The sequence below is a fragment of the Variovorax sp. OV700 genome (assembly GCF_900099805.1).
In the GTDB taxonomy this organism is placed as follows: Bacteria; Pseudomonadota; Gammaproteobacteria; order Burkholderiales; family Burkholderiaceae_C; genus Variovorax.
Map to the genome: position 1 here is coordinate 171,526 of NZ_FNDR01000010.1, position 25,610 is coordinate 197,135.

27 protein-coding genes are annotated in these 25,610 nt (G+C 67.5%); 22 read left to right on the forward strand and 5 right to left on the reverse strand.

Translation table 11 applies throughout. The features are described from left to right. Positions 1-186 precede the first annotated feature (186 nt). A complete protein-coding gene (locus BLR24_RS22335) occupies positions 187-870 on the forward strand; it encodes a response regulator (protein WP_093020931.1) in 684 nt (227 codons plus the stop codon). Positions 871-1,243: 373 nt separating this feature from the next. After that, positions 1,244-1,573, forward strand: coding sequence for a hypothetical protein (locus BLR24_RS22340; protein WP_254787511.1), 330 nt, complete (start codon positions 1,244-1,246; stop codon positions 1,571-1,573). Between the two features lie 13 nt (positions 1,574-1,586). Here the strand turns inward: BLR24_RS22340 and BLR24_RS22345 are convergent, their stop codons facing one another. Further along, entirely contained in the window at positions 1,587-1,814 is a 228-nt protein-coding gene (locus tag BLR24_RS22345; protein ID WP_093020933.1) for a hypothetical protein, read from the reverse strand. 320 nt (positions 1,815-2,134) lie between these two features. Between BLR24_RS22345 and BLR24_RS22350 the strand changes: the two genes are divergently transcribed. After that, positions 2,135-2,614, forward strand: coding sequence for a ferritin-like domain-containing protein (locus BLR24_RS22350; protein ID WP_093020935.1), 480 nt, complete (start codon positions 2,135-2,137; stop codon positions 2,612-2,614). A gap of 4 nt (positions 2,615-2,618) precedes the next feature. Here BLR24_RS22350 and BLR24_RS22355 read toward each other — a convergent pair whose 3' ends face one another. Next, positions 2,619-3,146 carry a gluconokinase gene (locus BLR24_RS22355; protein ID WP_254787513.1) on the reverse strand — a complete coding sequence of 176 codons (528 nt, stop codon included), beginning with the start codon at positions 3,144-3,146 and terminating at the stop codon, positions 2,619-2,621. Positions 3,147-3,483: 337 nt separating this feature from the next. Here BLR24_RS22355 and BLR24_RS22360 point away from each other — a divergent pair, with 337 nt between their 5' ends. From BLR24_RS22360 to BLR24_RS22405, 10 genes are all read left to right on the forward strand, one after another. After that, the gene (locus BLR24_RS22360) at positions 3,484-4,692 is read left to right on the forward strand and encodes an aspartate transaminase (protein ID WP_093020937.1); all 1,209 of its coding nucleotides are present in this window, start codon (positions 3,484-3,486) and stop codon (positions 4,690-4,692) included. A 121-nt stretch (positions 4,693-4,813) separates the two neighbouring features. Continuing rightward, the gene (locus BLR24_RS22365) at positions 4,814-6,016 is read left to right on the forward strand and encodes an ABC transporter substrate-binding protein (RefSeq protein ID WP_093020939.1); all 1,203 of its coding nucleotides are present in this window, start codon (positions 4,814-4,816) and stop codon (positions 6,014-6,016) included. A 34-nt stretch (positions 6,017-6,050) separates the two neighbouring features. Continuing rightward, positions 6,051-6,923, forward strand: a complete 873-nt coding sequence (locus tag BLR24_RS22370) for a branched-chain amino acid ABC transporter permease (protein ID WP_093020941.1) — start codon at positions 6,051-6,053, stop codon at positions 6,921-6,923. Positions 6,924-6,936: 13 nt separating this feature from the next. After that, positions 6,937-7,971: a branched-chain amino acid ABC transporter permease gene (locus BLR24_RS22375; RefSeq protein ID WP_093020943.1), complete on the forward strand. Its 1,035-nt coding sequence runs from the start codon at positions 6,937-6,939 to the stop codon at positions 7,969-7,971. Further along, positions 7,961-8,731, forward strand: coding sequence for an ABC transporter ATP-binding protein (locus tag BLR24_RS22380; RefSeq protein ID WP_093020945.1), 771 nt, complete (start codon positions 7,961-7,963; stop codon positions 8,729-8,731). The genes BLR24_RS22375 and BLR24_RS22380 overlap by 11 nt, the downstream gene beginning before the upstream one ends. 17 nt (positions 8,732-8,748) lie before the next feature. Beyond that, positions 8,749-9,477, forward strand: a complete 729-nt coding sequence (locus tag BLR24_RS22385) for a branched-chain amino acid ABC transporter ATP-binding protein (protein ID WP_093020947.1) — start codon at positions 8,749-8,751, stop codon at positions 9,475-9,477. A 38-nt stretch (positions 9,478-9,515) separates the two neighbouring features. Continuing rightward, positions 9,516-11,606, forward strand: a complete 2,091-nt coding sequence (locus tag BLR24_RS22390; RefSeq protein ID WP_093020949.1) for a hydantoinase/oxoprolinase family protein — start codon at positions 9,516-9,518, stop codon at positions 11,604-11,606. A 12-nt stretch (positions 11,607-11,618) separates the two neighbouring features. Next, the gene (locus BLR24_RS22395; RefSeq protein WP_093020951.1) at positions 11,619-13,307 is read left to right on the forward strand and encodes a hydantoinase B/oxoprolinase family protein; all 1,689 of its coding nucleotides are present in this window, start codon (positions 11,619-11,621) and stop codon (positions 13,305-13,307) included. Further along, positions 13,307-14,107: an SDR family oxidoreductase gene (locus BLR24_RS22400; RefSeq protein WP_093020953.1), complete on the forward strand. Its 801-nt coding sequence runs from the start codon at positions 13,307-13,309 to the stop codon at positions 14,105-14,107. The genes BLR24_RS22395 and BLR24_RS22400 overlap by 1 nt, the downstream gene beginning before the upstream one ends. Before the next feature lie 12 nt (positions 14,108-14,119). After that, positions 14,120-14,842 carry an HpcH/HpaI aldolase family protein gene (locus BLR24_RS22405; protein WP_093020955.1) on the forward strand — a complete coding sequence of 241 codons (723 nt, stop codon included), beginning with the start codon at positions 14,120-14,122 and terminating at the stop codon, positions 14,840-14,842. Between the two features lie 11 nt (positions 14,843-14,853). Here the strand turns inward: BLR24_RS22405 and BLR24_RS22410 are convergent, their stop codons facing one another. Continuing rightward, positions 14,854-15,822 (reverse strand): LysR substrate-binding domain-containing protein, encoded by a 969-nt coding sequence (locus tag BLR24_RS22410; RefSeq protein ID WP_093020957.1) that lies wholly within the window; start codon positions 15,820-15,822, stop codon positions 14,854-14,856. Positions 15,823-15,920: 98 nt separating this feature from the next. Between BLR24_RS22410 and nac (BLR24_RS22415) the strand changes: the two genes are divergently transcribed. Further along, positions 15,921-16,847, forward strand: a complete 927-nt coding sequence (gene nac / locus BLR24_RS22415) for a nitrogen assimilation transcriptional regulator NAC (protein WP_093020959.1) — start codon at positions 15,921-15,923, stop codon at positions 16,845-16,847. A 37-nt stretch (positions 16,848-16,884) separates the two neighbouring features. Here nac (BLR24_RS22415) and BLR24_RS22420 read toward each other — a convergent pair whose 3' ends face one another. Both BLR24_RS22420 and BLR24_RS22425 read right to left on the reverse strand, forming a co-directional pair. Continuing rightward, positions 16,885-17,556 carry an RraA family protein gene (locus BLR24_RS22420; protein WP_093020961.1) on the reverse strand — a complete coding sequence of 224 codons (672 nt, stop codon included), beginning with the start codon at positions 17,554-17,556 and terminating at the stop codon, positions 16,885-16,887. Between the two features lie 30 nt (positions 17,557-17,586). After that, positions 17,587-18,795, reverse strand: a complete 1,209-nt coding sequence (locus tag BLR24_RS22425; protein ID WP_093020963.1) for an aspartate transaminase — start codon at positions 18,793-18,795, stop codon at positions 17,587-17,589. Positions 18,796-18,958: 163 nt separating this feature from the next. Here BLR24_RS22425 and nac (BLR24_RS22430) point away from each other — a divergent pair, with 163 nt between their 5' ends. The 8 genes from nac (BLR24_RS22430) (at position 18,959) to BLR24_RS22465 (ending at position 25,609) form a co-directional block, all read left to right on the forward strand. Next, positions 18,959-19,897 (forward strand): nitrogen assimilation transcriptional regulator NAC, encoded by a 939-nt coding sequence (gene nac / locus BLR24_RS22430; RefSeq protein WP_055802116.1) that lies wholly within the window; start codon positions 18,959-18,961, stop codon positions 19,895-19,897. A gap of 147 nt (positions 19,898-20,044) precedes the next feature. Continuing rightward, positions 20,045-20,479: an acetyl-CoA carboxylase biotin carboxyl carrier protein gene (locus BLR24_RS22435; RefSeq protein ID WP_093020965.1), complete on the forward strand. Its 435-nt coding sequence runs from the start codon at positions 20,045-20,047 to the stop codon at positions 20,477-20,479. 13 nt (positions 20,480-20,492) lie between these two features. Next, complete coding sequence (accC, locus tag BLR24_RS22440; RefSeq protein WP_093020967.1) at positions 20,493-21,845, forward strand: acetyl-CoA carboxylase biotin carboxylase subunit; 1,353 nt, start codon at positions 20,493-20,495, stop codon at positions 21,843-21,845. Then, entirely contained in the window at positions 21,842-22,510 is a 669-nt protein-coding gene (gene pxpB / locus BLR24_RS22445; protein ID WP_093020969.1) for a 5-oxoprolinase subunit PxpB, read from the forward strand. The genes accC and pxpB overlap by 4 nt, the downstream gene beginning before the upstream one ends. Further along, positions 22,507-23,496 (forward strand): 5-oxoprolinase subunit C family protein, encoded by a 990-nt coding sequence (locus BLR24_RS22450; protein WP_093020971.1) that lies wholly within the window; start codon positions 22,507-22,509, stop codon positions 23,494-23,496. The genes pxpB and BLR24_RS22450 overlap by 4 nt, the downstream gene beginning before the upstream one ends. Before the next feature lies 1 nt (position 23,497). Then, positions 23,498-23,908 (forward strand): acetyl-CoA carboxylase biotin carboxyl carrier protein, encoded by a 411-nt coding sequence (locus BLR24_RS22455; RefSeq protein ID WP_093020973.1) that lies wholly within the window; start codon positions 23,498-23,500, stop codon positions 23,906-23,908. A gap of 16 nt (positions 23,909-23,924) precedes the next feature. Continuing rightward, the gene (locus BLR24_RS22460) at positions 23,925-24,689 is read left to right on the forward strand and encodes a LamB/YcsF family protein (protein ID WP_093020975.1); all 765 of its coding nucleotides are present in this window, start codon (positions 23,925-23,927) and stop codon (positions 24,687-24,689) included. Between the two features lie 167 nt (positions 24,690-24,856). Next, positions 24,857-25,609, forward strand: a complete 753-nt coding sequence (locus BLR24_RS22465; RefSeq protein WP_093020977.1) for an SDR family oxidoreductase — start codon at positions 24,857-24,859, stop codon at positions 25,607-25,609. The last annotated feature ends 1 nt before the right edge of the window (position 25,610 follow it).

The window sequence follows — 25,610 nt, forward strand, 5'->3', positions numbered from 1 at the left end:
CGATGGCACATGCCCATGTCCCCGGTTCCTTCGAATAGGCGTTCATTCTTCCAAACGCGGCGCGGCGGGCGCCATATCGCTTGGGGTCTATGCCGTTCGTCGGGCAATCCGGCCTTGCTGCGCGGGGCAATCGCCGGTATCTTCTGCTTCCGCTGAGTTCAATGCACGCTGGGACTGGGACATGCCATGAAAATTCTGATCGCCGACGACCACCGGCTCGTCATCGAGGCGGTCAAAGCCAAGTTGTCGGAGCTCGAGCCCGGCATCGAGTTCGTCCTGGCGATGAGCGTCGACGAACTGCTTGCCGGTGCAAACGACGAGCTCGACTTGGCCCTGATCGACCTCAACATGCCCGGCGCCGACGGCCAGGCCCACATCGACGAAATCCGCCGCCGCCATCCGGCCGTGCCGGTCATCGTGCTTTCCGGCTACGAAGACCCGGCCATCATGCGCAGTGCGCTCGAACGCGGTGTGCTCGGTTTCATTCCCAAGGCGTATTCGCCCGAGGTCATGCTGTCGGCCGTGCGGCTGGTGCTGGCCGGCGGCGTCTACGTGCCGCCCATGATGCTGACGGCGCTGCCGCCGGGCATCGTGGCCGGCGTGGCGCCCTCGAAGAACGGCGACGCTCGCTCGGCGGGCGCGTCGTCGGCAACGCTGGAGCACCTGCGCAGCGTGCTCACCGAGCGCCAGGTCGAGGTGCTGCAGCTGCTCTCGCAGGGCAAGCCCAACAAGCTCATCGGCCGCAGCCTCGGCATCAGCGAAGGCACCGTGAAGATCCATCTCGCGGCGATCTTCCGCGCGCTCAACGTGCGCAATCGCACCGAGGCGGTGGTGGCCGCGCAGGCCTTGACCGAAGCGCAGCAGGCCTAGGCCGCGCGCAACTGCGCGGCGGCTTGTTGTTCTCTTGCTTCGTCGCCGGGCTGGGTTCCGGCTGCCGCTATATCTGCATGCCACGTTGCGCGGGTGTGAAATCTCCGCGAATGACTGCTGCCCGGATGCGCCCCTTTCCTACGCAAGTCAGTGCTTCGAACGTCCAATCTGGCGGTCGAGCCCATCCATTCTTTTTCACCGAAGGAGGCCATGGACAAGCCCGATGGAGGCGAGTCCGGTGTGTCGCACCATGCACGGCCCTCTTGATTGCGCGCTTCAGAGTCTCCAGCAGCTTGCCTATGCCCGCATCGCGCGGGAATTCCTTCGCGCAAGGCAGCAGGGGCCTGATCTGCTTTCGCCCTATGACATCCTGATGGACGAAGCGCACCGCCGGGTGCTGCACTGGGAGCGGGTGCTCTCGGAGTTGCGGCTCCTGATCGACGACCCGCGCCAGATTGCGAGAGTCAAGGTCAGGCGAGCGCTCTATCTGCGCATGTTGCTGGAAAGCGCACCCACGCGCCTGCAATCGTGGAGCGACAGCGACAGCCTCGGCACCATGCCGAAGTCCCACTTGTTCGAATGGATTTCCTACGACTTCGAGCGGCTCGAACTGGCCGAGCTGGAAGGCTCCATGTCGCCCGAGGAAGCCGCGTCCTACACGCAGGCGCTCGACGCGCGGGCCAGCAGCATGCGCGAGGAGTGAGCGGACTGCGCTGTCAGCCCCGGCCCAACACAACGGCGCCCTCTTGGATATAGCGATCGAATTCGATCTTGGGAATGGCCGCGGTCAGCGACTGGCCGCCTTCCTGCCAGGTGACCACGACGCTGTCGTCGGCCATGAGGATCTGGCAGTTCCCCTCGGGGATCTTCAGTTTCGGACCGTCGCCCGCACGGAACTCGACATTGCCCACGATGCGGCCGTCAATCTGCGTGGTGGAAGTCATGGGAATCCTCGAAAAGAAAAGAAGACTGCAAACCCTTTTCTCCCTCATGCCACCGCGGCGCTGTAGGCAGGGACAGCATTCCCGCGCCGGTTGCATGCTTGCGAGCGATTCGCTCGCAGTGCAGAAATGCGCTAGGCGCTGGCTGTGGCCGAAGAACGCTTACAGCGGACGTCAGGCGAAACCGACACCAGCCCCTCGTCGCTCGACCACTATTTCATTTGGAGCCAGCACTTGGCGGCTTGCCTGCCGGCACCGCCTAATGCGGGCGATTTTTCAACCTGCCTCGATGTCAACGAGGCACATGATGAAGGAGTCATGACATGGCCAATTTCACGAACACTGCCGACACCGCCACCACCGAAGACGTGGTCAAGGTGCTGAACGATCTACTCGAAACCTCGCGCGACGGCGAATACGGCTTCCGTGTTTGCGCCGAGGAGGTCGACTCGCCGCAGCTCAAGCAGGTCTTCCAGAGCCGCTCGGCCGATTGCGCCAAGGCGGCGGGAGAACTGGTCCAGCTCATCAGTCGTTTCGGCGGTTCGCCCGACGAAGGCGGCACGGTGACCGGCGCCATGCACCGCGGCTGGGTGCACGTGAAGGGCGCGGTGGGCGCCAACAGCGCGCACTCGATGCTCGAAGAGTGCGAGCGCGGCGAAGACACTGCGGTGGCGCGCTATCGCAAGGCGCTCAAGGCCGATCTGCCGGCCGACGTGCGCGCACTGATTCAGCAGCAGGCCGATGGTGCCAAGCGCAACCACGACCAGATCAAGCAACTGCGCGATCAGATGAAGAAGTCGTGATCGCCTATGTCACCACGGAGGAGGGGTGGCTCCGTGGTGAATGGTCTTCGAGCCAGCAAAGGACGGCCTCGCACTGCTCCGCGACCGCCCAGGTCGCGTCGATCCGCAGCACGCCGGGTTCGCCGACGGGGGACTCCAGTGCCGCGAACTGGCTGTCCACCAAGCTGGCAGGAAACCAATGTGCGGATCGCCCCGCCACGCGTGCGCGTGCTTCCTCCGGCGCGATGTCGAGGTAGACGATTTTCAGCGAGGGCTCCGCCGCCCGCAACCGGTCGCGGTAGCGGCGCTTGAGAGCGGAGCAGGTGAAGACCACGTGGCTTTCGGATGCCGCCACGAGCGTGCCGAGCCGGTCGAGCCAAGGCGCGCGGTCCTCATCATCCAGTGCGATGCCGCGGCGCATCTTCTCCTGGCACCGAGGCAGGTGATAGTCGTCGCCCTCGATCATCGAGGCGCCAAGGGCTCGGGCGAGCGCGGCCGCGGTGGATGATTTGCCGCACCCCGAAACACCCATTACCAGCAGCTTGTGGGTCATCGTCCGGGAGGCTGGAAGATGTGCCCGGCCATCGCCTTCGACCGCATCGGCAATTACGGGAACGGTGGCGCGAGCGGCCTGCGTGGGAGGGCTTGTCAATGTGTCTCCTGCTCGATCGTGATTCGGCGCACGCGGACGCCAAGCAGAACCGGAAGTTACGCAAGAGGCGGCCACAACACAAAGACGGGATCGGTCTGGACCTATAGGGAAACGTTATGTTGCGTGGTCCCCATAAGGAAATGCGTCACCCCTAGAGCAAGGCCGTCTTTGCGCCGAGGTCGAGACGATCCTACCGTTGGGCCACTGACATCGAGACCACCACCGAAGAGGAAGTCACGTGAGCCCGTCCCGCATTTCCAGGCGCATCCGACGCATCAAGCCCTCCCCCAGCAGCGCCGCCGCGGACCGGTTCGCCGAACTGCGCAGGGCGGGCAAGGACATCATCAACCTTGCCATCGGCGAGCCTGACTTCGACACGCCCGCCCACATCCGTGAGGCAGGCTGCAACGCCATCAAACGCGGCGAGACGCGCTACACACCCGTTGCCGGCACGCTGGCCCTGCGCGAAGCCATCGCAGCCAAGCTCCAGCGCGAGAACGGCCTGAGCTACAGCCCGCGCGAGATCATCGTCACGGTCGGCGCCAAGCATGCGCTGTTCAACGCGCTGTCGGTGACGGTGGAGGAGGGGCACGAGGTGATCGTGCCGGCACCGTATTGGGTGTCGTATCCCGACATGGTGCTGGCCTGCGATGGCACTCCGGTCACCGTCACCTGCAAGGAAGAAGACGATTTCCGGCTGACGCCCGAGGCGCTCGAGGCGGCCATCACGCCGGCCACGCGCTGGCTGGTCTTCAACTCGCCCACCAATCCCACGGGCACGACCTACACCGCCGGGCAACTGCGCGCGCTGGCCGACGTGCTGATGCGCCACCCCCAGGTCATGGTGCTGACCGACGACATCTACGAGCACATCCGCTTCACCGATGCGGCGCCGCCCCACTTGCTGGCCATCGAGCCCGGCCTGCGCGATCGCACGCTGGTGGTGAACGGCGTGTCGAAGACCTACGCGATGACGGGCTGGCGCATCGGCTATGCGGCCGGCCCCGCGGACATCATCGCGGCGCTGGACATGCTGCAGTCGCAGTCGACCAGCGGCGCGTCGTCGATGAGCCAGGCCGCGGCCGTGGCGGCCCTGAACAGCGACGCGGCCTTTCTCCCCGACTGGGTTGCCACCTACAGGCAGCGCCGCGACACCGCGACCCGGCTGCTCAACGACATCCCGGGCATTCGCGCCCGTGCACCGGGCGGCGCGTTCTATCTCTACCCCCACTGCGGTGGACTGATCGGCAAGCGAACCCCTGAGGGCAAGACGCTGGAGACCGACAACGACGTCGTGATCTACCTGCTCGAGGCAGGTGGCGTCATGGTGCTGGCGGGCACGGCGTACGGGGTGTCGCCCTACTTCCGCATGTCGACGGCCACCAGCATCGAGAAGATCGAGGAGGGGTGCCGGCGCATCGCTTCTGCAGTGGCGAAGCTTGCCTGATCTGCGGTCTGCGGGCCTTGCCTATCAAGAATGCTTATAGGCGAAGGTCCATAACGTATTGGCCACCGGAACCACCCGTTCCTACCATTCCTTCAACCCTTCCATGACTCGGAGAAAAGCAATGAGCTACCCCACGAATTCGAGATTGCGCGGCGCGGCCCTGGTGGCCATTGCCGCGATCGCCGGCTTCTGCACATTGGCCCCCGCCAGTGCGCAGACCGACACCTTCAAGATCGGTGTCATCGCGCCCATGAGCGGCCCCAATGCCCGTTACGGCGCCTTCGCGAACAAGGGCGCGGCGCTCGCTGCCAAGGAAATCAACGCCGCCGGCGGCGTGCTCGGCAAGCAGATCGAGCTCGTGAGCGGGGACAGCCAGTGCGTGCCGGCGGAAGGCGTCGCCGCCACGCAGCGCATGATCAGCCTCGAGAAAACGCCGGTGATCATCGGCGACGTCTGCAGTTCGGTCACGCTGGCGATGCAGCCGCTGGCCGAGGAGTCGAAGGTGCTGCTCGTGAACGCGGCCTCGTCGAACCCCGACATCACCTACAAGGCCGGCGTGGGCGGCTTCAAGTGGACCTTCCGCAACTACCCGACTGACGAGGTGCGCGCCGCGACGGTGCTGGAGTACGCGTCGAAGACCAAGGGCTTCAAGAAGTTCGCTGTGCTCTCGGTCGACAGCGACTACGGCCGCGGCGCCATCAAGTTCACCAAGCGCTACCTGCCGAAGTACGAAGGCGCCGAGATCCTGAGCGAGGACTATTACAAGGATTCGGAGACCGACTTCCGCTCCGTGCTGAGCAAGATCCGCCGCTCGGGCGCGCAGGCCATCTTCCTCTACGGTCAGGCCGACACCACCCCGATCATCGCCCGCCAGATGCTCGAGCTCGGGCTGGCCGGCAAGGTCGCGCTGGTCGGCAACGGCGAGTTCAACACCAAGGAAACCATTGCCGCCGCGCCGAAGGTCATGAACGGCGCGGTCGAGGCCGCCGCGTGGCTGCCCGAGGTGCCGGCGCCGCGCAGCCTCAAGTTCGTCGAGGACTACAAGAAGGCCAACGGCGGCGAGATGCCGAACAACCATGCCTACACGCACTACGACACCCTGAACCTCGTCGTGGCCGCCATCAAGAACGCCAACAGCCTCAAGGCCGAGGACATCCGCAACGCGATGGCGAAGATCAAGTACGACAGCCCCATGGGCGTGGTGACCTTCGACGACCACAACCAGGCGATCATGCCCATGGTGCTGCTCGAGATCACCGACGGCAAGCCGGCCATCAAGGGAATGATCGCGACCAAGGTCGACTACGCGGCCGGCGCGAAGTGAAGAAGAAGCACCTTCTGCGGCCTGCGAGAACACCGTGAGTTCCTTCCTTTTCGAACAGATCGTCAACGGCATCATCACCGGGTCGGTCTACGCCCTGGTGGCCGCCGGCATGACGATGATCTTCGGCGTGCTGCGGGCCATCAACTTCGCCCACGGCGAGTACTACATGCTGGGCACCTTCGCGGCCTGGTGGGTCATGTCGAAGCTCGCGGCCGACTACAGCCTGGCCATCATCGGCGGCGTGGCAATCGTCAGCGTGATCGCGGTGCTGATCGGACGCAGCGTGATGCAACGCCTCATCGGCCAACCGTTCCAGGCCGGCGTGCTGGCCACGCTGGGGCTTTCTCTCATCCTGCAGAACGTGGTCATCCTGGCCTTCGGCGGCGGCTACAAGGTGTTCTCGGGCGGCTGGCTGGAGCCGATCGAACTCGGCGACTTCGGCATGTCGCAGCAGCGCGTGATCCTGGTTGTCGTCACTCTCGTGGTGTTCGCCGGGCTCGAATGGATGGTGCGCAGCACGCGCCTGGGCCGCTCGATCCGCGCGGTGTCGCAGAACATCGAGTGCTGCCAGGTCAACGGCATCGATGTCGAGCAGGTGGTGCGCCGCACCTTCCTGATCGGCGTGGCCATCGCGGCGCTTTCCGGCATCCTGACGGGGCCTATCAACGTGAGCATCTACGGCGGCATGGGCGAGTCGATCACGCTGAAGACCTTCGCCGTGATCGTCATGGGCGGCATGGGCAACGTGCGCGGCACTCTCATCGCGGGCTGCCTGCTGGGCGTCGTCGAGAGCCTCGTTGCCGGCTTCATCGGCCTGCAGTACCGCGACTCCGTCGGCTTCATCGTGCTTCTGCTCATGCTCATGTTCCGGCCGCACGGCCTGTTCAGCAGCAAGGCCCGCTTCTGAAAGCGACAACTTCATGAAACAGGCAATCTTGTCAACCACCACGCTGGACACGCCGCGCATGTCGGCCGCCCGGGTCGCCACGGTCAACTGGAGTGCGTGCGCCATCGGCGTCGTCGCGCTGCTTTGCGCGCCGCTCTTCCTCGGCGACTACTACCTGCACGCGATGGTCCTCGCGATGATCTTCCTGCTGCCGGCGCTGGGGCTGAATCTCATCCTGGGCTACACGGGCATGCTGTCGCTCGCGCAGGGTGTGTTCTTCGGGCTCGGCGCATACGCGTCGGCCCTCATGTCGATCCACTTCGGCACGTCGTTCCTGGTGAACTTCCTGGTCGCGGGCCTGGTGGCCGGGCTGGTCGCGCTGCCGCTGGGCATTCCGGCGCTGCGGCTGCGCGACACCTCGTTCGTGATGTGCACGCTCGGCATGGTGGTCATCGCGCAGATGGTGTCGAAGAACTGGATCGGCCTGACGCGCGGCGACATGGGACTGTCGGGCGTGGCCCGGCCGCGGCTGGGCTTTGGCGACTGGGTCTACACCGTGATCAAGGCGCCCGAGTACTTCTACCTGGTGCTCGTGCTGGCGGTGCTGGCGGTGGCGGCCTTCGTCGCGCTGATCCGTTCGCCCGCGGGCCGCTGCATGGTGGCCATTCGCGACAACGAGACGCTGGCCGAATCGCTGGGCGTGCCGACCTGGACCTACAAGCTCCTGGTCTTCATGCTGAGCGCCGTCTTCGCGGGGCTCGGCGGCAGCCTCTACGCGCATTTTTCGACGGTCGTGAGCCCGCTGGTCTTCCAGGCCTACTACTCCAACACCATCCTGATCATCGTGCTGGGCGGTGGCGTGGGAAAGGTGCCGGGCGCCATCATCGGCAGCTTCGTCTTCGTGGCGGTGTCCGAAGCGCTGCGCATCACGCCCGAGCTGCGCATGGTGATCTACGGCTTCGTGCTGCTGGGGCTGGTGTTCCTGTTCCCGCAAGGTCTGGCGCCGCTGTTCCAGCGTGCGGCGGAGCGCATTGCCGGTATCGGAAAGGGGCCACGCGATGTCCGCTGAGTCCATGCTGCGCATCGAAGGCCTGCGCAAGAACTACGGCGCCGTTGCGGCGCTCCAGGGCGTGGACATCGAAGTCCGCTGTGGCGAGGTGATGGGACTCATCGGCCCCAACGGCTCCGGCAAGTCGACCCTGTTCGACTGCTGCACCGGCCTGCAGCGCAGCGACGCGGGCCGCGTGCTGCTCAAGGGCGTCGACATCACCGGCTGGCCGATGAACCGCATCGCCCGCGAGGGCCGCTTCCTGCGCAGCTTCCAGAAGACGGTGGTCTTCCCGACGCTGGACTCCGAGGAGAACCTGGTGCTGGCCGGACAGATGTCGCGCTTTCCGAACGTGCTGTCAACCTTCTGGGTCGGGCCGTCGGCCAGGAAGCGCATCCAGGCCCTGCGCGAACGCGCGAAGGAACTGATCGAGGTGACGGGACTGGCGCGCGTGGCGCACCTGCCGGCCGGCAACATGTCCGGCGGGCAGCAGAAACTGCTGCAGTTCGCGTCGATGCTGATGCCCGAACCCGAGTTGATCCTGCTGGACGAGCCGTTGGCGGGCATCAACCCCGTGCTCATCGAGAAGGTCATCCAGTGCATCGAGCACGCGAATAAGGAGCTCGGCGTGACCTTCGTGGTGATCGAGCACAACACCGACGTGCTGATGAACCTCAGCCACCGCGTGGTCGTGCTGCACCAGGGCGCCAAGCTCGCCGATGCCACGCCGGAAGAAGTGGTTCGCAACCCGGAGGTCATCGAGGCCTACCTCGGCGGCTGACACGAAAGAACAGCATCATGGAACTCGAAATCGACAACCTCCGTGCCGGCTACGGCCACCTGGACATCCTGCACGGCGTGGACCTGAAGATCAGGCATGGCGAATTCGTCACGCTGCTGGGCCCGAACGGGGCCGGCAAGTCGACGCTGCTGAAGTCGCTCTTCGGCATGACCACCCACAAGGGCGGCGCGATCCGCTGGAAGGGCAAGGACATCGCGGGCCTGCGCCCGCAGGCGATGCTCGGCCACGGCATTGCCTACGTGCCGCAAGGTCGCTGCAACTTCCAGCTGATGTCCATCGACGAGAACCTCGAGATGGCGGCCTACACCATCAAGGACGGCGACTTGAAGGGCGAGCGCGAGTACGTCTACGACCTCTTCCCGATCCTGCGCAAGCGCCGCAACGAGCTCGCCGGCAACATGTCCGGCGGCGAGCAGCAGCTGCTCGAGATGGCGATGGCCGTGCTGCGCCGCCCCGAGATCCTGCTGGTGGACGAGCCCTCGGTCGGCCTCTCGCCGCAGGCCATCACGCTGGTCTTCAACGAACTCAAGCGCCTGCACAAGGGCGGCCGAACCATTCTGCTGGTCGAACAGAACACCCGCAAGGCCATGGAGGCCGCGGAGCGCGCCGTGGTTCTGCGCCTCGGCAAGGTCATCTGGGACAGCCCGGTCGGGGCACTGAGTACTGCCGATCTGGGCGAACTGTTCATGACGGGCAAGCGCGCATCTGACGCGGCCACGGCCTGAGCACACACCTCAACCGAACATTCAAGGAGCTGAAAGGCATGAAACTGGCATTTGACACGGGTGGCACGTTCACCGACTTCGCGATGACGGAGGATGACGGCACCATCCTTCTGCACAAGGTCCTGAGCACGCCCGATGCGCCCGCGCGCGCCGTGCTCCAGGGCGTGGACGAGCTGCTGGGCAAGGTGCGGTCCCGCAACGGGGGCAAAGCCACGGGCAACGGCCAGCTGCAGATCCTTGGCGCGACCACGGTCGTGACCAACGCGGTGCTGGAGCGCCGCGGCGTCCACACCGCCTTCATCACCACCGACGGCTTCCAGGACATGCTGCGCATTCGCACGGAAGGGCGCTACGACCTCTACGACCTGCGCATCCAGTACCCCGAGCCGCTGGTGTCGCGCGAGCTGTGCTTCGGCGTGGATGAGCGCATTGCCGCGGACGGCACGGTGATCAAGGCGCTCGACGAAGACGGCGTGCGCACCATCGCCCGCGTGCTGCTCGACAAGAAGGTGGAGTCGGTGGCCGTGTGCCTGCTGCACGCCTACAAGTACGCGCAGCACGAGCGGCGCGTGGCCGAGATCCTGGCCGAGGTCGCGCCGGGAATCTCCGTCTCGCTCTCTTCGACGGTTTGCCCCGAAGTCCGCGAATACGACCGCGCCTCGACCACCGTCGTCAACGCCTACACCCGGCCGATGATGGTCGGGCACGTGAGCCACCTCGAGCGCGAGCTGTCGCAACGCGGTGTCGAAGGACAACTGCTCTGGATGACGTCGAGCGGCGGCGTGGTGCCGAGCTCGTCGGCCTCGCGCACGCCGGTGCGCTTGATCGAGTCGGGGCCCGCGGCGGGCGCCGTGGCCGCCGCGGACTATGCGCGCCAGGCCGGCGAGTCGAGCGTGCTGTCGTTCGACATGGGCGGCACGACCGCCAAGCTTTGCCTGATCCCGAACGGCCAGCCGATGGTGGCCAACGACCTCGAAGTGGCCCGCCACGAGCGCTTTCGCAAGGGCAGCGGCTTCCCGCTCAAGATCCAGTCGATCCACATGATCGAGATCGGCGCGGGCGGCGGCAGCATCGCAGCGCGCAACAAGCTCGGCCTGCTGGGCGTGGGGCCGCGCAGCGCCGCCGCCGCGCCGGGGCCGGCCTGCTATGGGCGCGGCGGCACGGAACCGACGGTCACCGATGCCGACCTGCTGCTGGGCTACCTGAACGAGAACTCCTTCCTGGGCGGCGATTTCGCGCTCGACAAGCCCGCCGCCGAATCGGCGATGGCACGGCTCGCGAAGGAGCTCGGCATTTCGCTCGAGCGCTGCGCCTGGGGCATTCACGACATGGTCAACGAGAGCATGGCCGAGGCTGCCTCGATGCAGGCCACCGACAGCGGCGTCGACCCGCGCGCCTTGCCGCTGATCGCCTTTGGCGGCGCCGGACCGGTGCATGCCTACGGCGTGGCCCGCAAGCTGGGCATTCGCAAGGTGATCTGTCCGCTGGGCGCCGGCGTCACCTCGGCCATCGGGCTGCTGGGCGCGCCGGTGGCGGCGGACCTGTCGGCCAGCCTGCCGATGCGCATCTCGGCCTGGAACCCCAGCGCGGTGAACGTGGTCAAGGCCACGCTCGCGGACCAGGGGCGCGAAGTGGTGCTGGCGAGCAAGGTGCCGGTGGACCACATCAGCTACTCGTACACCGTGGACATGCGCCACGTGGGCCAGGGCTACGAGATCTCGGTGCCGCTGCCGGAGCTGGATCCGGCGGACCCGAAGTTCGTCGAGGAACTGCTGGCCCGCTTCCATGCCAACTACGTGGCCCTGTACGGCCGCGCCGTCAGCGGCACCGACGCGGAGGTCATCACCTGGCGCGTGCGTGCCAGCGGGCCGAAGGCGCCGGTCTCGCTCGCCAGCCTGCGTGGTGAATCGAGCACGGCGCGCGATGCACGCAAGGGCACGCGGCCGGTCTTCTTTTCCGAACTCGGCAAGTACGTCGACACGCCGGTCTACGACCACTACGCGCTGGTGCCCGGCGTTCCGGTCGAGGGTCCCGCCATCATCGAGCAGCGCGAATCGACCGTGGTGATGGGGCCCAACGCCAGCGCCTCGCTCGACGCCCAACACAACCTGATCATGCTTTTGTCCTGAGGTCTTCTTGCCATGTCCATGCTCAAACCCGACTTCAACGATCCGATCACCCTGCAGGTGATGTGGGACCGCCTGGTCTTCATCGCCGACCAGGCCGACAGCGCGCTCGGCCGTACGGCCTTCTCGCCGATCGTGCGCGAGAACCACGACTACGTGAACGTGCTGCTGGACGCCAAGGGTCGTGCGCTCGCGCAATGCACCTGGTCGATTCCGGTGTTCATCACCACGCTGCCCATGGCGGCGCAGAACTACTTCCTCAAGGCCTTTCCGCCCGAGTCGCTGGAGCCCGGCGACGTGCTGGCCACCAACGACCCCGTGATCGGCACCGGCCACCTGCCGGACATGGTCATGCTCACGCCGATCTTCCGCAAGGGAAAGATCGTGGGCTACGCGGGCAGCATCGCCCACCTGCCGGACATCGGCGGCCGGCCGCAGTCGCCCGACTCGACCGACATGTTCGAGGAGGGCATCCGCATTCCGATGCTCAAGCTGTTCAAGGCTGGCAAGCCGAACACCGATGTGTTCTCCGTCATCGAGGCCAGCGTGCGCCTGCCGCACGAAGTGCGCGGCGACATCCAGAGCATGGTGGCCGCCAACGAGGTGATGAGCCGCGAGCTCACGCGCTTCATGGACGAATACGGCCTGGAAGACTGCGACGGCCTCGGCGAGGCGATCTTCAGCCGCTCGGAGCGCCACATGCGCCAGGCCATCGCGGCCTGGCCGAACGGCAGCTACAAGGCCGACATGACGATCGACGGCTTCGAGTCCGACGTCAAGCTGTGCGTGAGCGTGGAAGTGCGCGACGACTCGATCCACGTCGACTACACCGGCACCTCGCCCGAGGTGGCGCGGGGCATCAATGTGGTGCCGCACTACCGCGTGGCGCACAGCGTGTATGCGCTGAAATGCCTGCTCGATCCGGAGACGCCGAACAACGAGGGCTGCATGGTCGCGCTGACCGACTCCGCGCCGGCGGGATCGATCCTCAATCCGAGGCCGCATGCGGCGGGCGCGGCGCGCAACCTCGTGGGTCATTGCATTCCGAGCCTGATCTTCAAGGCGCTGCAGCACGTCGTGCCCGAAGGCGCGATGGGCGACAGCGGCGGCGCGCCGATCTGGGGCATCAACTGCCAGGGCCAGCGCTCCGACGGAACGGCCTACGGCAGTGCGCAGAACTTTCACGGCGGGCAGGGCGGGCGGTCGTCGATGGACGGCCTGGACACGCTGAGCTTTCCATCCAACTGCCGTGTGACGCCAATCGAGATGTACGAGCTCGCGGTGCCCGTGCTCACTGAATGCAAGGAGCTCATTCCCGACTCGGGCGGCCCCGGCAAGTTCCGCGGCGGCCTGGGCCAGCGCGGCGTGATCCGCAACCTGTCGGACCGCGAGATGAATATCTACCTGAGCACCGAGCACGTGAAGTACCCCTGCCTCGGTGTGCTGGGCGGCCAGGCCGGGCGCAACGGCGCGGTGCTGCACGACGGCAAGGCCGTGTTCCCGAAAGGGCGACTGGTGCTGGCACCGGGCGAGCGACTCACGATCGAACTGCCGGGCGGCGGCGGCTGGGGCGATGCCCAGCAGCGTTCGCGTGATCTGGTCGAGGACGATCTGCGCCAGGGCCTCGTCAGCATGGCCGGCGCGCAGGCCGACTACGGGTACGAGGCCGAAGCCGGCGCCGAAGCGCAGAAGGCGGTGGCGTGATGTCCGGCGCACTGAAGGGTCAGGTGGCCCTCGTGACCGGCGGCGGCTCGGGCATCGGCCGCTCCACCGCGTTGATGCTCGCCGCCGAAGGCGCGCGCGTTGTCGTGATGGGCCGGCGGGCCGAGCCGCTGCAGGCTGTGGTCGACGAGATTCGCGGCGCCGGTGGCGAAGCCTGGGCGCGGCAGGCCGACCTGCAGGAACGCGAGCAGCTCATCGCGCTGGTGCGGTGGACCGAGAAGGAGGTCGGCCCCATCGGCATCCTCGTCAACAACGCGGGCCTCACCAGCCGCGTGCGCAACATCCGCTGGATCGAGCCGGACGACTGGGAGTCGGCCATGTCGGTCAACCTGACGGCGGTCTACGTGCTGATCCAGGCGGTGCTGCCGGGGATGCTCGATGCCGGTGCCGGCACCATCGTCACCGTTTCCTCACTCGCAGCCGTGCGCCCGAACCTGCTGGGCGGCGCGCCTTATGGTGCGGCCAAGGCGGCGGTGACGAACCTGATGGGCTTCGTGCATGGCACCTTCCGCAACAACAACATCCGCTCCACCACCATCCTGCCCGGCGAGGTCAATACGCCCATCATGGACACGCGCGTGCGCCCACCGAGTGCGGAAGAGCGCGCCGCCATGGTCGCGTCCGACGACGTGGCGCGCGCCATCTTGCTGGCCTGCACGCTGCCGCAGGGCACCACCATCGAGCAACTGGTGATCAGCCCGACCCGCGCGCGCGACCAGGGCCCCGACATCGAGATCAGCCGCTGGCTCGGCGCGCCCGACGGAACACCCGGCAAACCCTGAACGAGACGAAGCATGAGCGATACCCTCCATCAACGCCTGGCACGCGGCGACTCCGTGCTGATGGTCAACCCGAACCATGTGTCACCCACGCTGTGCGAGAAGCTCGTGCGCTCGGGCGCGGACTCGGTCTTCATTGACTGCGAGCATGGCCTGGCCAGCTTCGAGGACATTCACCACATGGCCAAGGCCGCGCGCTATGCCGGCGGCTTCGGCATCGTGCGCCCGCAGAACCAGGAGCGCTCCACCATCACGCGCTGCCTGAACGCAGGCGCGGACGGCGTGATGGTGCCGCTGATCCACACCGCGGAGATCGCGCGGCAGGTGGTGCACACCTTCCGCTATGCCTGCCCCGACGATCACGCAACCCGGCTGCTGGTCGGCATGGTGGAGTCGGTCGAGGCCGTGCGCAATCTCGACGAGATCCTGGCGGTCGATGGCATCGACGTGTTCTTCGTCGGGCCGGGCGACTTGTCGCAGTCGATGGGCTACTCGCCTGCGGTGGCTCCAGGCAAGCGCCGCCCGCAACCCGCACTCGACCTGGTCGACCAGACGCTGCAGCGCATTCGCGCGGCTGGAAAGATCGCGGGCACCCTGGTCGTGAAGCAGGACGTCGAACACCTGGTGTCGATGGGCGCGCAACTGCTGTACTACCATGCGGACCCCTTCGTGACGGAAGGCGTTGCGGCGATGCGCAGCCTGTCGCGGCCGGTGGCTGCCGCCGCCAACGCGCACTGAGCTGCGGAAAGTCAGGGCGGCGGTGACGCGGCTTCGGGCTCGCGGATGCCCGCAAGCCGACCGGCCGCGAACAGGTTGTCGATCTGTTCCTTGAGGATCTCCAGCACGGCGCGCGCCTGGTCGGACATCGGCAGGTGGTCCGGCACGCACAGCGACACGGTGGCTTGCAGCCCGGGCTCGACGATCCGGCGGATCACCGGCGGGTTCGCGGCCGGCGGAAAATCCGCCAGCGCCGAAGGCAGGATGGTGGCGCCCACGCCGGCCTGGATCGCCTGCCGCAGCGTTTCGGCGGACTCGATTTCCGCGCGGATGTTCGGTACCACGCCAATGCGGGCAAAAGCTTCGTCGACCATCCGCCGCAGAAAGTGCATGCGGCTCGGCAGCAGCAGGTCGATGCCGGCCAGCGCATGCAGCGCAATGGTTTGGTCGTCGTTCGGCTCCAGCTCCATGCCCGGTGGGGCAATCAGGAACAGGTCTTCGGTCAGGAGCGGTTGCAGCGTGAGGCCCTTCATGGGGCTGCCCGCGTAGATGATGGCCATGTCCAGGCGCCCGGTCATGACCATCTCGCTCAGCACCAGGCCGAAGTTGTCGTTGATGAACAGGTTGACCCCCGGGTATGCGCTGCGCACCGCCTGCAGCAGTGGCATCGACAGCGCCGAGGCCGTGCTGTAGGTGGCCAGCCCGACCGAGACGGGGCCCGAGACGAAGCTCTCGTCCGTGCGGTTCATCAGCTCGCGCTCCACCTGCTCGAGGTGGCTCAACATGATCTGCGCCTGGCGATAGAGCTCGTTGCCGGCGGGCGTGGGCGTCACGCCCGCGTTGGAGCGGTTCAGCAGCTTGTGCTTGAAGTGCTCCTCGAGCGAGGCGATGTGTTGGCTCAGCGCCGGCTGCGCCACGCTCAGTTGCGCCGCGGCCGCGGAAAGACTGCGTGCGTCCACCGCGGTCACGAAGCTCTTGAGGGTCTTGAAATTTACCGTCATGGGAAGTCGGGTGCGAACTGATCGTAACCCCGGTTGACGCTGGCAACGCGTGGCTCGATGCTTGCTTGCCAACAGAACAGCAAGACGACGGAGACCCGGTGAACCTCAGGCGGTTGAAATATTTCGTGAAGATCGTCGACGTGGGCAGCCTCACGCAGGCCTCGGAGGTTCTGCACGTTGCGCAACCGGCGCTGAGCCAGCAGCTGGCCACGCTCGAAGGCGAGTTCAACCAGCGTCTGCTCCTGCGAACGCAGAAGGGCGTGGTGCCCACGGAGGCCGGCATGGTGCTGTACCGCCACGCGCAATTGATCCTGCGCCAGTTCGAGCAGGCGCGCGCCGACGTCGTCAACGCCGGGCGCAGCCTGGCGGGGCAGGTGTCGGTCGGTCTCGCGCCGGGCACGGCTGCATCAGGCCTGGCCTTGCCGCTGCTGCAGACGGTGCAGGAGCGGCATCCGCAACTCATGCTGCACATCAACGAGAACTTCGGAACCACGCTGTGCGACGTGGTGCGCAACGGCCTCATGGACATGGCCGTGCTCTATGGCGGCGAGCATGCGGTGCGGGGCCTGTCGTTCGACCCCTTGCTCACCGAAGACCTGTGCGTCGTGGCCTCGCACGGCATGCTGCGCATGGACGGCGATGAACTCGCGCTGGCCGAACTGCGCGACGTGGACCTGCTCCTGCCCAGCATCGACAATCAGCTGCGCCGCAGCGTGAATCGGGCTTTCGCTTCGGCAAAGATGATTCCGCGCGTGGTGGCGGAAATGGAGTCTTCGAGCACGCTGTCCGCCGCGGTCGCTTCGGGCGTGGGCGCGACGATCCTGCCCGTGTCGCTCGCGCGCTCCGTCGCGGCTACCGCAGCGGTCGACGTCGGGCGGCTGGTGTCGCCGCACATCGAGATTCCGCTGGCGCTTTGCGCTTCGGATCACTTGCCGCTGTCGGAGCCGGCGCAGGTCGTCAAGGGCATCCTCATGGAACTGGTCCACCGCCTCGAGCTGGGCGGCGGCATGCACACGGTGCACTGAGCGCAGGGCGCGGGGCGGCGAGGCGCCCCGTTGCGCCTCAGTTGGCGCAGCGGGCCTCGAGCGCATCGAGGAAGGAGCGGTCCCACCGGCCTTCCTTCATGGCCTGGATCGTGCGGGCCTCTGTGGCCAGGTGCGCATGGGCCTTTTCAATGAGCAGCTCGGCTTCGTCGCGCGCGAAGGCCATCAGGCCGTCCTGGTCGCCCACCACGATGTCGCCGGGGTTCACCACCATGCCTCCCACCGAGACGGGCACGTTGATCTCACCCGGGCCGTCCTTGTACGGGCCGCGGTGGTTGACGCCGCGCGCGTACACCGGAAAGTCGCGCTCGCGAATCTCGGCCACGTCGCGGATGGCGCCGTCGAGCACCACGCCCACGGTGCCGATGGTCGCGGCATAGAACGACAGGATGCCGCCGATCACCGCATTGGTGATGTCGCCGCCCGCATCGATGACGAGCACGTCGCCGGGGCGGCAGAACTCGAAGGCCCGCATCATCGTGAAGTTGTCGCCGCCGCGCGTCTTCACGGTGACGGCCGTGCCCGCCATGGTCTTGTGTCCCGGGCGGTGGTAGGGCTGCAGGCCGACGCTGCCGATGTTGCGGTGCATGTTGTCGCTCAGCGCGGCGACCGGAATATCGTGCAGCGCGGCGATGATCTCCGGCGCCACTTGCGGGGCCGACGGATTCTTGCGGATGGCTTTGTAGGGCATGGGTGTTGTCCTCGGTAATTCGGGGGCGCTTCAGCGCAGGGCGGCCACGGCCCGCGCGATGCGCGCGCAGCCTTCTTCCAGCGTCTCGATGGCGGTGGCAATGGAAAGACGAAAGTAGGGCGACAGCCCATAGGCGGTGCCCGCGACCACGGCCACGCCTTCGCTCTCCAGCAGGTACATCACCACGTCGCCGTCTTCTTCCAGGCGCTTGCCCTGGGGCGTGGTCTTGCCGATCAGGCCGCCGCAGTGGATGTAGAGATAGAAGGCGCCGGGTGGCGGGGTGCAGCGCAGGCCGGGGATGTCGTTGATGAGCGCGAGCGTGCGGTCGCGGCGCTGCTTGTAGACCGCCACGCTCTCGGCCACAAAACCCTGGTCGCCATTCATGGCGGCCGCGGCGGCCGCCTGGCTCACCGAGCAGCAGTTGCCGGTGGACTGCGACAGCAGCGTGTCCAGCGCCTGGATCAGATCGGCCGGCCCGGCCGCATAGCCGATGCGCCAGCCTGTCATCGCATAGGTCTTCGAGACGCCGTTGACCACCAGCGTGCGTTCGCGCAGCGCGGGTGCGACCGCGAGAAGATGCGGCGTCGCCTGGCCGTCGAAGCGGATGTGCTCGTAGATGTCGTCGGTCATCACCATCACGTGCGGATGGCGCTGCAGTACCTCGGCCAGCGCGCGGTATTCGTCAGCCGTGTAGCTGGCACCGGTCGGGTTGCTGGGCGAGTTGATCAGCAGCCAGCGCGTGCGCGGCGTGATCGCGGCTTCCAGCTGGGCGGGCGTCAGCTTGAAGCCGTTGGCTTCGGGGCAGGCCACCGTGACCGGCGTGCCTTCGCAGGCCAGCACCATGTCGGGGTACGACACCCAGTAGGGCGCGGGAATGATCACCTCGTCGCCCGGCTCCAGCGTGATCGCGAAGGCGTTGTAGATCGCGCTCTTGGCGCCGCTGGTGGCGATGATCTCGTTCACTGCATAGCGGAGGCCGTTCTCGCGCTCCAACTTGGCGGCGATGGCCTGCCGCAGCTCCACCGTGCCGGCCATCAGCGTGTAGCGCGTCGCGCCTTTCTCGATGGCGGCGGCCGCGGCCTGCCGGATGTGGGGCGGCGTGTCGAAGTCGGGCTCGCCCACCACGAGGTTCACGATCGACTTGCCCTGGCGGCGCAGTTCGTTGGCGCGGTCGGCGGCCGAGGTGCTGGGCGAGGGCTTGATGCGCCGCACGCGGGCGGCAATGCGGGACGTGGTCACGTGACTTCCTGTGTCTGGGATTGCATGGACCGAACGGTACGCAGATCGAACAGGCGAGGCCAAGACGACTTTTCACTGGTCGTATAGGCGCAGCTTATGGTGAGCGCCTATACCGGCCGTGCGGGGGCGGTGCTAGGCTCGGCTTTTGCTTGGGGGACAAGGCGTGAACCTGCGACGCCTCAAATATTTCGTGAAGATCGTGGACATCGGCAGCCTGACGCAGGCGGCCGAGGTTCTTTTCATCGCCCAGCCGGCGCTGAGCCAGCAACTAGCCACGCTCGAGGGCGAGGTGCGCCAGCAACTGCTCGTGCGCACCAAGCGCGGCGTCACGCCGACCGAGGCCGGCAAGGTGCTGTACCGGCATGCACAGATCATCCTGCGCCAGTGCGAGCAGGCGCGCGTGGACATGGAAGCGGCGGGCGAGGGGCTCTCGGGCCAGGTGTCGGTGGGTCTTGCGCCCGGCACGGCGGCCTCGGCGCTCTCGCTGCCGCTGCTGCGCACCGTGCGCGCCCGCCACCCCGGCATCCTGCTTTACCTGAACGAGAACTACGGCACCACGTTGAGCGAGCTCATCATGAACGGCCGCATGGACCTGGCCGTGCTCTACGGCGACAAGGCGATCCATGGCCTGAGCTTCCAGCCGCTGCTCAAGGAGCCGCTGTTCCTGGTCGGGCCAGCCGCGATGCCGGCGCCGGCGCAGCCGGTGAAGCTGGCCGACCTGCGCGACATCGAGCTCTTCCTGCCGCGCCCCTACAACGTGGTGCGCAAGCTGGTCGATGCGGCTTTCGTGCGTGCGGGCATGGTGCCGCGCGTGGTGGCCGAGATCGAATCGGCCTTCACCCTGACGGCGGCCATCGCCGACGGGCTGGGCGCCACCATCCTGCCGGCGTCGATGGCGCGCGAAGTGGTGGCGTCCTGCGGTGCCTGGCAATTCCAGATCGTCGACCCGGTCATCGAGGCGCCGCTGGCGCTGTGCCAGTCGGACCACCTGCCGCTGTCCGAGCCGGCGCAGGCGGTGAAGAGCATCCTGCTCGAGCTGGTGGTCGACCTCGCCGGCACCTTTGCGGCCACGCCCGAACCCGGTCTTGCCGCGCTGTCGTAACGCGCCGTCATAAGCCGGCCTTATCCCGGCACAGCCATTCCGTCTTGGGCATTGCGCCCGCGGCCCGTTACCTTTCATGCCTGCCGTCACGCGTTCGCGGAATGCGTCGGCCACCAAGGATGTTCTGTCGCCACAGGCAGGCCCGGCATGAAGCAGGAACAGATCAAGACGCTCATCGACGCACTCGCCGCATCGGACCTGGCGGAGCTGGAGTACAGCGAAGACGGCAGCACGCTGCGGCTGGTGAAGCAGTCGGCCCTGGCGGCCGCGCCCACCGCGCGGCACCCGACCGCTGCGCGCCAGGGGCCTGCCGCGGTTTCCGCGGAACCGGCGCTGCCGGAGGCCGCCCCGGCCGAATGCCTCGCACCGCTCTACGGCGTGGTGCACCTGCAGTCCGCCCCCGGCGAGCCGCCCTTCGTGCAACCGGGTCAGGCCGTCGAGGCCGGGCAGATGCTCTGCGTGATCGAGGCCATGAAGATGTTCAACGAAGTCCGCGCCGACGCTGCCGCCACCGTGCAGGCCGTGCTGGTGCGTTCGGGCCAGGAAGTGGATGCGGGGCAGTCCCTGTTCCGCTTCGGTTGAGGAAAACCGCGCGATGTTCGATTCCGTCCTCATTGCCAACCGCGGAGAGATCGCCTTGCGCATCCTGCGCGCCTGCCGCGGCCTGGGCCTCAGGACCGTGGTCGCGCATTCCGAGGCCGATGGCGAAGCCAGCTACGTCGCGCAGGCCGACCAGGCGCTGTGCATCGGGCCCTCCGCGCCGGGGCAGAGCTACCTGAACCAGTCGGCCATTTTGTTTGCCGCCGAAGTCAGCGGGGCGCAGGCCATCCACCCGGGCTACGGCTTCCTGTCGGAGAACGCGGGCTTTGCCGCGCGCGTGGAGCAGGCCGGCCTGGTCTTCATCGGCCCCAGCGCCGCCTGCATCCGCACCATGGGCGACAAGGTCTCGGCCAAGCGCGCGATGCGCAAGGCCGGCGTGCCCTGCGTGCCGGGGCCGGACGAAGGTCTGCCCGAAGACCCGGCCGCTGTGCAGGCAATCGCCCGCGAGATCGGCTACCCGGTGATCGTCAAGGCGGCCGGCGGCGGCGGTGGGCGCGGCATGCGCGTGGTGCATGACGAAGCGGCGCTGTTGGATGCGATGGCGCTCACGCGCGAGGAGGCTCGCCAGGCCTTCGGCAACCCCGAGGTCTACATCGAGAAGTTCCTGCTGCATCCGCGCCATGTCGAGATCCAGGTGCTGGCCGACAGCCACGGCAACGCCGTGTGGCTGGGCAGCCGCGACTGTTCGCTGCAGCGCCGCCACCAGAAGGTGATCGAGGAGGCGCCGGCGCCCGGCATCGACGACGCGCTGATGGCCGAGGTGGGCGAGCGCTGCGCGGCTGCCTGCCGGCAGATCGGCTACTGCGGCGTCGGCACCTTCGAGTTCCTCTACGAGAAGGGCGCCTTCTATTTCATCGAGATGAACACCCGCCTGCAGGTGGAGCACCCGGTGACCGAGATGACCGCCGGCGTGGACATCGTGCAGCAGCAGTTGCGCATGGCGCGCGGCGAGCGCCTTTCGCTGGCGCAGCGCGATGTGCGATGCCAGGGCCACGCGATCGAGTGCCGCATCAACGCCGAGAACCCAGAGACCTTTGCACCCGCGCCCGGCCGCATCACCGGCTGGCAGGTGCCGGGCGGCTTCGGCGTGCGTGTCGATTCGCATGCCAACACCGGCTACCGCGTGCCGCCTTACTACGACTCGATGATCGCCAAGCTGATCGTGCACGGCGCCACGCGCACCGACGCGCTCGACCGCATGCGCCTGGCGCTCGCCGAGATGCGCATCGACGGCATCGCGACCAACGTGCCCCTGCATCGCGAACTGCTGCGCGACGGAGGATTTGCCGTCGGCGGCGTGGACATTCATCACCTCGAACGCTGGCTGCAGCAAAGGAACGCGGCGTGATCGCGCAGCGCCCCTCCCTCAGCCTGCTGGGCACGACCGCGCTGCTCTTCGAGGCGCCCGGCGAGATGAACCTCACCTCGCAGCAGCGCATCTGGGCGCTGGCGCACGAGACCCAGGCCTGGCCGGAGATTCGCGAAGCCGTGCCGGGCATGAACAACCTGATGCTGACCTTCTTGCGCCCGCCGCGCGGCCTCGGTGCGCTCGAAGCCCTGGAGGCGCGCCTGCGCGATGCGTGGGACGCGGCCGTCGCGCTGCCGCGGGAGGGCCGGGTGGTCGAGTTGCCCGTGGTCTACGGCGGCGCGGGCGGTCCGCATATGGCCGACGTGGTGGCGCACACGGGTCTCAGCGTCGAGCGGATCGTCGAGCTGCACAGCGCACCGCTCTACCCTGTGTATGCCCTTGGCAGCCACCCCGGCTACTGCTACCTGGGCGGCATGGATGCGCGCATCGCCACGCCGCGCCGCAAGGTGCCGGTGTTGAGCATTCCGGGCGGCGCGGTGTCGATCGGCGGCGCGCAGACCGGCGTGTCGGCCTCGGCCGGGCCCAGCGGCTGGAACACCATCGGCAGCACCGCGATGTCTTTCTTCGATCCGGCGCAGGACCCGCCCGCGACGCTGCAGCCGGGCGACATGATCCGTTTTCGCGTGGAGGGCATCGTCCGATGATCGAAGTGCTTTCATCGGCGGCGCTTGCCACCGTGCAGGACCTGGGGCGCACCGGCAGCCTGCGCTGGGGCGTCGGCACCTCGGGAGCCATGGACAACCTGGCGCTCGCGGCCGGCAACCTGCTGCTGGGCAATGCGCTCGATGCGGCCGCCATCGAAGTGCCGGTGTTTCCCTTCAAGGTGCGCTTCGGCGAGGACTGCGCCTTTGCGCTGACCGGCGCCGATTGCGCGGCCCGGCTGGACGACCAGCCGCTGCTGCCTTGGTGGGTCCACCAGGCGCGGGCCGGGCAGGTGCTGACTCTGGGCTTGCCCCAAGGTGGCGCCCAGCGCGGCAGCCGCGCCATGCTGTGCCTGGCCGGCGGAATCGACGTGCCCGAAGTGCTGGGCTCGCGCAGCACGCAGCTGCGCGGTGCCTTCGGTGGCCATGAAGGGCGCGCGCTGCGGCGGGGCGACGTGCTGCGCGCGGCAGGTGCGGCCGCTGCGTGTAAGACCGGCTTCGGCCTGGTGCCCCCCGCGCTCGCACTGCCGCTGCAGCGTGACGGCGTGGCGGCGGTGCGCGTCTTGCCCGCGGCCGAATACATGGGCTTCGAGCCCGCGTCGCGTGACGCCTTCTGGGCCGGCGAATGGAAGATCACCTCGCAGAGCGATCGCTATGGCTACCGCCTCGAAGGCGAGGCGCTGCGGCCCATCGCGCCGATGGAGCTGCGTTCGCACGGCATCGTGCCGGGCGTGATCCAGGTGCCGCACAGCGGGCAGCCCATCATCCAGATGCGAGACGCCCAGCCTTCGGGCGGCTACCCCAAGTTCGGCACGGTGATCGAGGCCGACATGTGGCGCCTCGGCCAGGCGCCGATCGGCAGCCGCGTGCGCTTCATCGAAGCCGGCTGGGACGAGGCCGTGGCCGCCCTCGATGAAGTGCGCGCCTGGCTCGACAAGGTGGCGCGCATGGTGGAACTGCACCGCGGTGCGCCCGCGGCAAGGCGCTGACATGCAAGACGTCGCGCTGCAAGCCAGTCAGTTCGCCGCGTGGCTGGCCGACACGGACATCGGCCTGTTCGAACTGCGCACGCCGCACGGAAGCTTGCGGCTGGGGCGGCAGGGCGACGACATCGTGGTTCTGCCGGCATACGATGCGCAAGAGGCCGCTGCCGTCGAGCCGGCCGTGGTCCGGGCGCCCTCGGTGGGGGTGTTCCTGCACGGCCACCCGTTGGCCGGCGCACCGCTGGCTCGGATCGGCGAGCACGTGCCGGCCGGGCAGACCGTCGGCCTGCTGCAGATCGGGCCGCTTTTTCTACCGGTGGTCACGGCCGAGGCCGGCGAGATCGCCGCCATGTGCGTTGGCCATGGCCTCCCTGTCGGCTACGGCACGCCGCTGGTCGAACTGCTGCATCCCCTCTGACGAGCAAGGGCACCCCATGGACATCGACCTGAACGCGGACCTCGGCGAAGGCTTCGGCCCCTGGCGCATGGGCGAGGACGAAGCGCTGCTCGACATCGTTTCTTCCGCCAACGTGGCCTGCGGCTTTCATGCGGGCGATCCCGTCATCATGGACCGCACGGTTCGCATGGCACTCTCGCGGGGCGTCGACGTGGGAGCGCATGTGGGCTTTCCCGACCTGCTGGGGTTCGGCCGCCGGCCGATGCAGATCGAGCCCAAGGAACTCGTCGCCTACGTGCTCTACCAGCTGAGCGCGCTGGACGGCATGGCGCGCACCGCCGGCCACCGCATGACGCACATGAGCTTTCACGGTGCGCTCGGCAACATGGCCGCGGCCGACGCCGCGTTCGCCGAACCGCTGGTGCGCGCGGTGGCGGATTTCGATCCGACGCTCATCGTCAGCTCTTCCGCCAGCCGCGCCATCGAGGAGGCCGCCGCGCGCTGCGGGCTGCGCGTGCGCACCACCTTCCTTGCCGACCGCGCCTGCGACGACGACGGCCTGCTGGTGCCGCGCAAGCTGCCCGATTCGGTGATCCACGACCGGAGTGCGGTGCTGGCGCGCGTGCGCCAATTACTGGAGGAGGGCACCGTCACCAGCTACAGCGGCAAGAAGATCCCGATGCGCGCGCATTCGATCCTGCTGCACGGCGACACGCCCGGTGCGGTGGACCTGGCCCGCGCGGTGCGCGGCGTGGTCGAGCAGGCAGGGCGCGTGGTGCCCATTTCGAGGCAATCGGACTAACCGGCCCCGATCCCGAACATGGTGCTTACCCTAGGTCGTACGCACGAACACGGCGCAACATAAGGGCGGCTTATCGCTCCACAGCCAATCCGTCTTGGCGCCGCGAAGAAGCGCTCGATACAGTGAATTCAACGCAGCGATCTCCAGTTCCAACGAAAGAAACAAAGATGCCGTTCTCTGACTACAAGACCGCGCTGGTGACGGGGGCCTCCTCGGGCATCGGCGCCGCCGTCGTCGAACGCCTCTGCAAGGAAGGCCTCCAGGTCCATGCGCTGGCGCGCAGCGCCGACAAGCTGGCCGACCTGGCCGCGCGCACCGGCTGCATTCCGCACGCCATCGACGTGAGCGACCTTGCCGGCATCACCCGCCTCACGCAGGAGGTCGAGTTCGACGTGCTGGTCAACAACGCCGGCGTGGACCGCCCCGGCTCGATCCTCAAGTCCGACGCCGAGGGTATCGACCTGCTGGTCGACGTGAACCTGCGCGCCGTGCTGCACCTGTGCCGCCTCGTGGTGCCCGGCATGGCCGCGCGCGACCGGGGCCACGTTGTCAACATCAGCTCCATTGCAGCGGCCTACAACTTCGGCGGCAACAGCACCTATCACGCGACCAAGGCGGCCGTGAGCATGCTGTCGCGCCAGCTGCGCATCGACGTCTTCGGCAAGCGCGTGCGGGTGACCGAGATCTGCCCGGGGCGCGTGGCCACCGACATCTTCGCGCACGTGCACGGCGACTCCGAAGAAACCTACAAGCGCTTCGTCGAAGGCTACGAGCTGCCACAGGCCGAAGACATCGCGAACGCCATCGCCTTCGCGATTGCGGCGCCCATAGCGGTCAACGTGGGCCACATGGAAATCACGCCCACGCTGCAGGTGCCCGGCGGGCTCTCGACCGCGCGGCCGGAAGCGCCGCAGGCCTGAG

Coding starts and splice junctions, on each gene's coding strand:
- BLR24_RS22335 (WP_093020931.1), top strand. CDS start 187: ATGAAAATTCTGATCGCCGACGACCACCGGCTCGTCATCGAGGCGGTC.
- BLR24_RS22340 (WP_254787511.1), top strand. CDS start 1,244: ATGGACGAAGCGCACCGCCGGGTGCTGCACTGGGAGCGGGTGCTCTCG.
- BLR24_RS22345 (WP_093020933.1), bottom strand. CDS start 1,814: ATGACTTCCACCACGCAGATTGACGGCCGCATCGTGGGCAATGTCGAG.
- BLR24_RS22350 (WP_093020935.1), top strand. CDS start 2,135: ATGGCCAATTTCACGAACACTGCCGACACCGCCACCACCGAAGACGTG.
- BLR24_RS22355 (WP_254787513.1), bottom strand. CDS start 3,146: ATGACCCACAAGCTGCTGGTAATGGGTGTTTCGGGGTGCGGCAAATCA.
- BLR24_RS22365 (WP_093020939.1), top strand. CDS start 4,814: ATGAGCTACCCCACGAATTCGAGATTGCGCGGCGCGGCCCTGGTGGCC.
- BLR24_RS22375 (WP_093020943.1), top strand. CDS start 6,937: ATGAAACAGGCAATCTTGTCAACCACCACGCTGGACACGCCGCGCATG.
- BLR24_RS22380 (WP_093020945.1), top strand. CDS start 7,961: ATGTCCGCTGAGTCCATGCTGCGCATCGAAGGCCTGCGCAAGAACTAC.
- BLR24_RS22385 (WP_093020947.1), top strand. CDS start 8,749: ATGGAACTCGAAATCGACAACCTCCGTGCCGGCTACGGCCACCTGGAC.
- BLR24_RS22390 (WP_093020949.1), top strand. CDS start 9,516: ATGAAACTGGCATTTGACACGGGTGGCACGTTCACCGACTTCGCGATG.
- BLR24_RS22395 (WP_093020951.1), top strand. CDS start 11,619: ATGTCCATGCTCAAACCCGACTTCAACGATCCGATCACCCTGCAGGTG.
- BLR24_RS22400 (WP_093020953.1), top strand. CDS start 13,307: ATGTCCGGCGCACTGAAGGGTCAGGTGGCCCTCGTGACCGGCGGCGGC.
- BLR24_RS22405 (WP_093020955.1), top strand. CDS start 14,120: ATGAGCGATACCCTCCATCAACGCCTGGCACGCGGCGACTCCGTGCTG.
- BLR24_RS22410 (WP_093020957.1), bottom strand. CDS start 15,822: ATGACGGTAAATTTCAAGACCCTCAAGAGCTTCGTGACCGCGGTGGAC.
- BLR24_RS22420 (WP_093020961.1), bottom strand. CDS start 17,556: ATGCCCTACAAAGCCATCCGCAAGAATCCGTCGGCCCCGCAAGTGGCG.
- BLR24_RS22435 (WP_093020965.1), top strand. CDS start 20,045: ATGAAGCAGGAACAGATCAAGACGCTCATCGACGCACTCGCCGCATCG.
- accC (WP_093020967.1), top strand. CDS start 20,493: ATGTTCGATTCCGTCCTCATTGCCAACCGCGGAGAGATCGCCTTGCGC.
- BLR24_RS22450 (WP_093020971.1), top strand. CDS start 22,507: ATGATCGAAGTGCTTTCATCGGCGGCGCTTGCCACCGTGCAGGACCTG.
- BLR24_RS22455 (WP_093020973.1), top strand. CDS start 23,498: ATGCAAGACGTCGCGCTGCAAGCCAGTCAGTTCGCCGCGTGGCTGGCC.
- BLR24_RS22460 (WP_093020975.1), top strand. CDS start 23,925: ATGGACATCGACCTGAACGCGGACCTCGGCGAAGGCTTCGGCCCCTGG.
- BLR24_RS22465 (WP_093020977.1), top strand. CDS start 24,857: ATGCCGTTCTCTGACTACAAGACCGCGCTGGTGACGGGGGCCTCCTCG.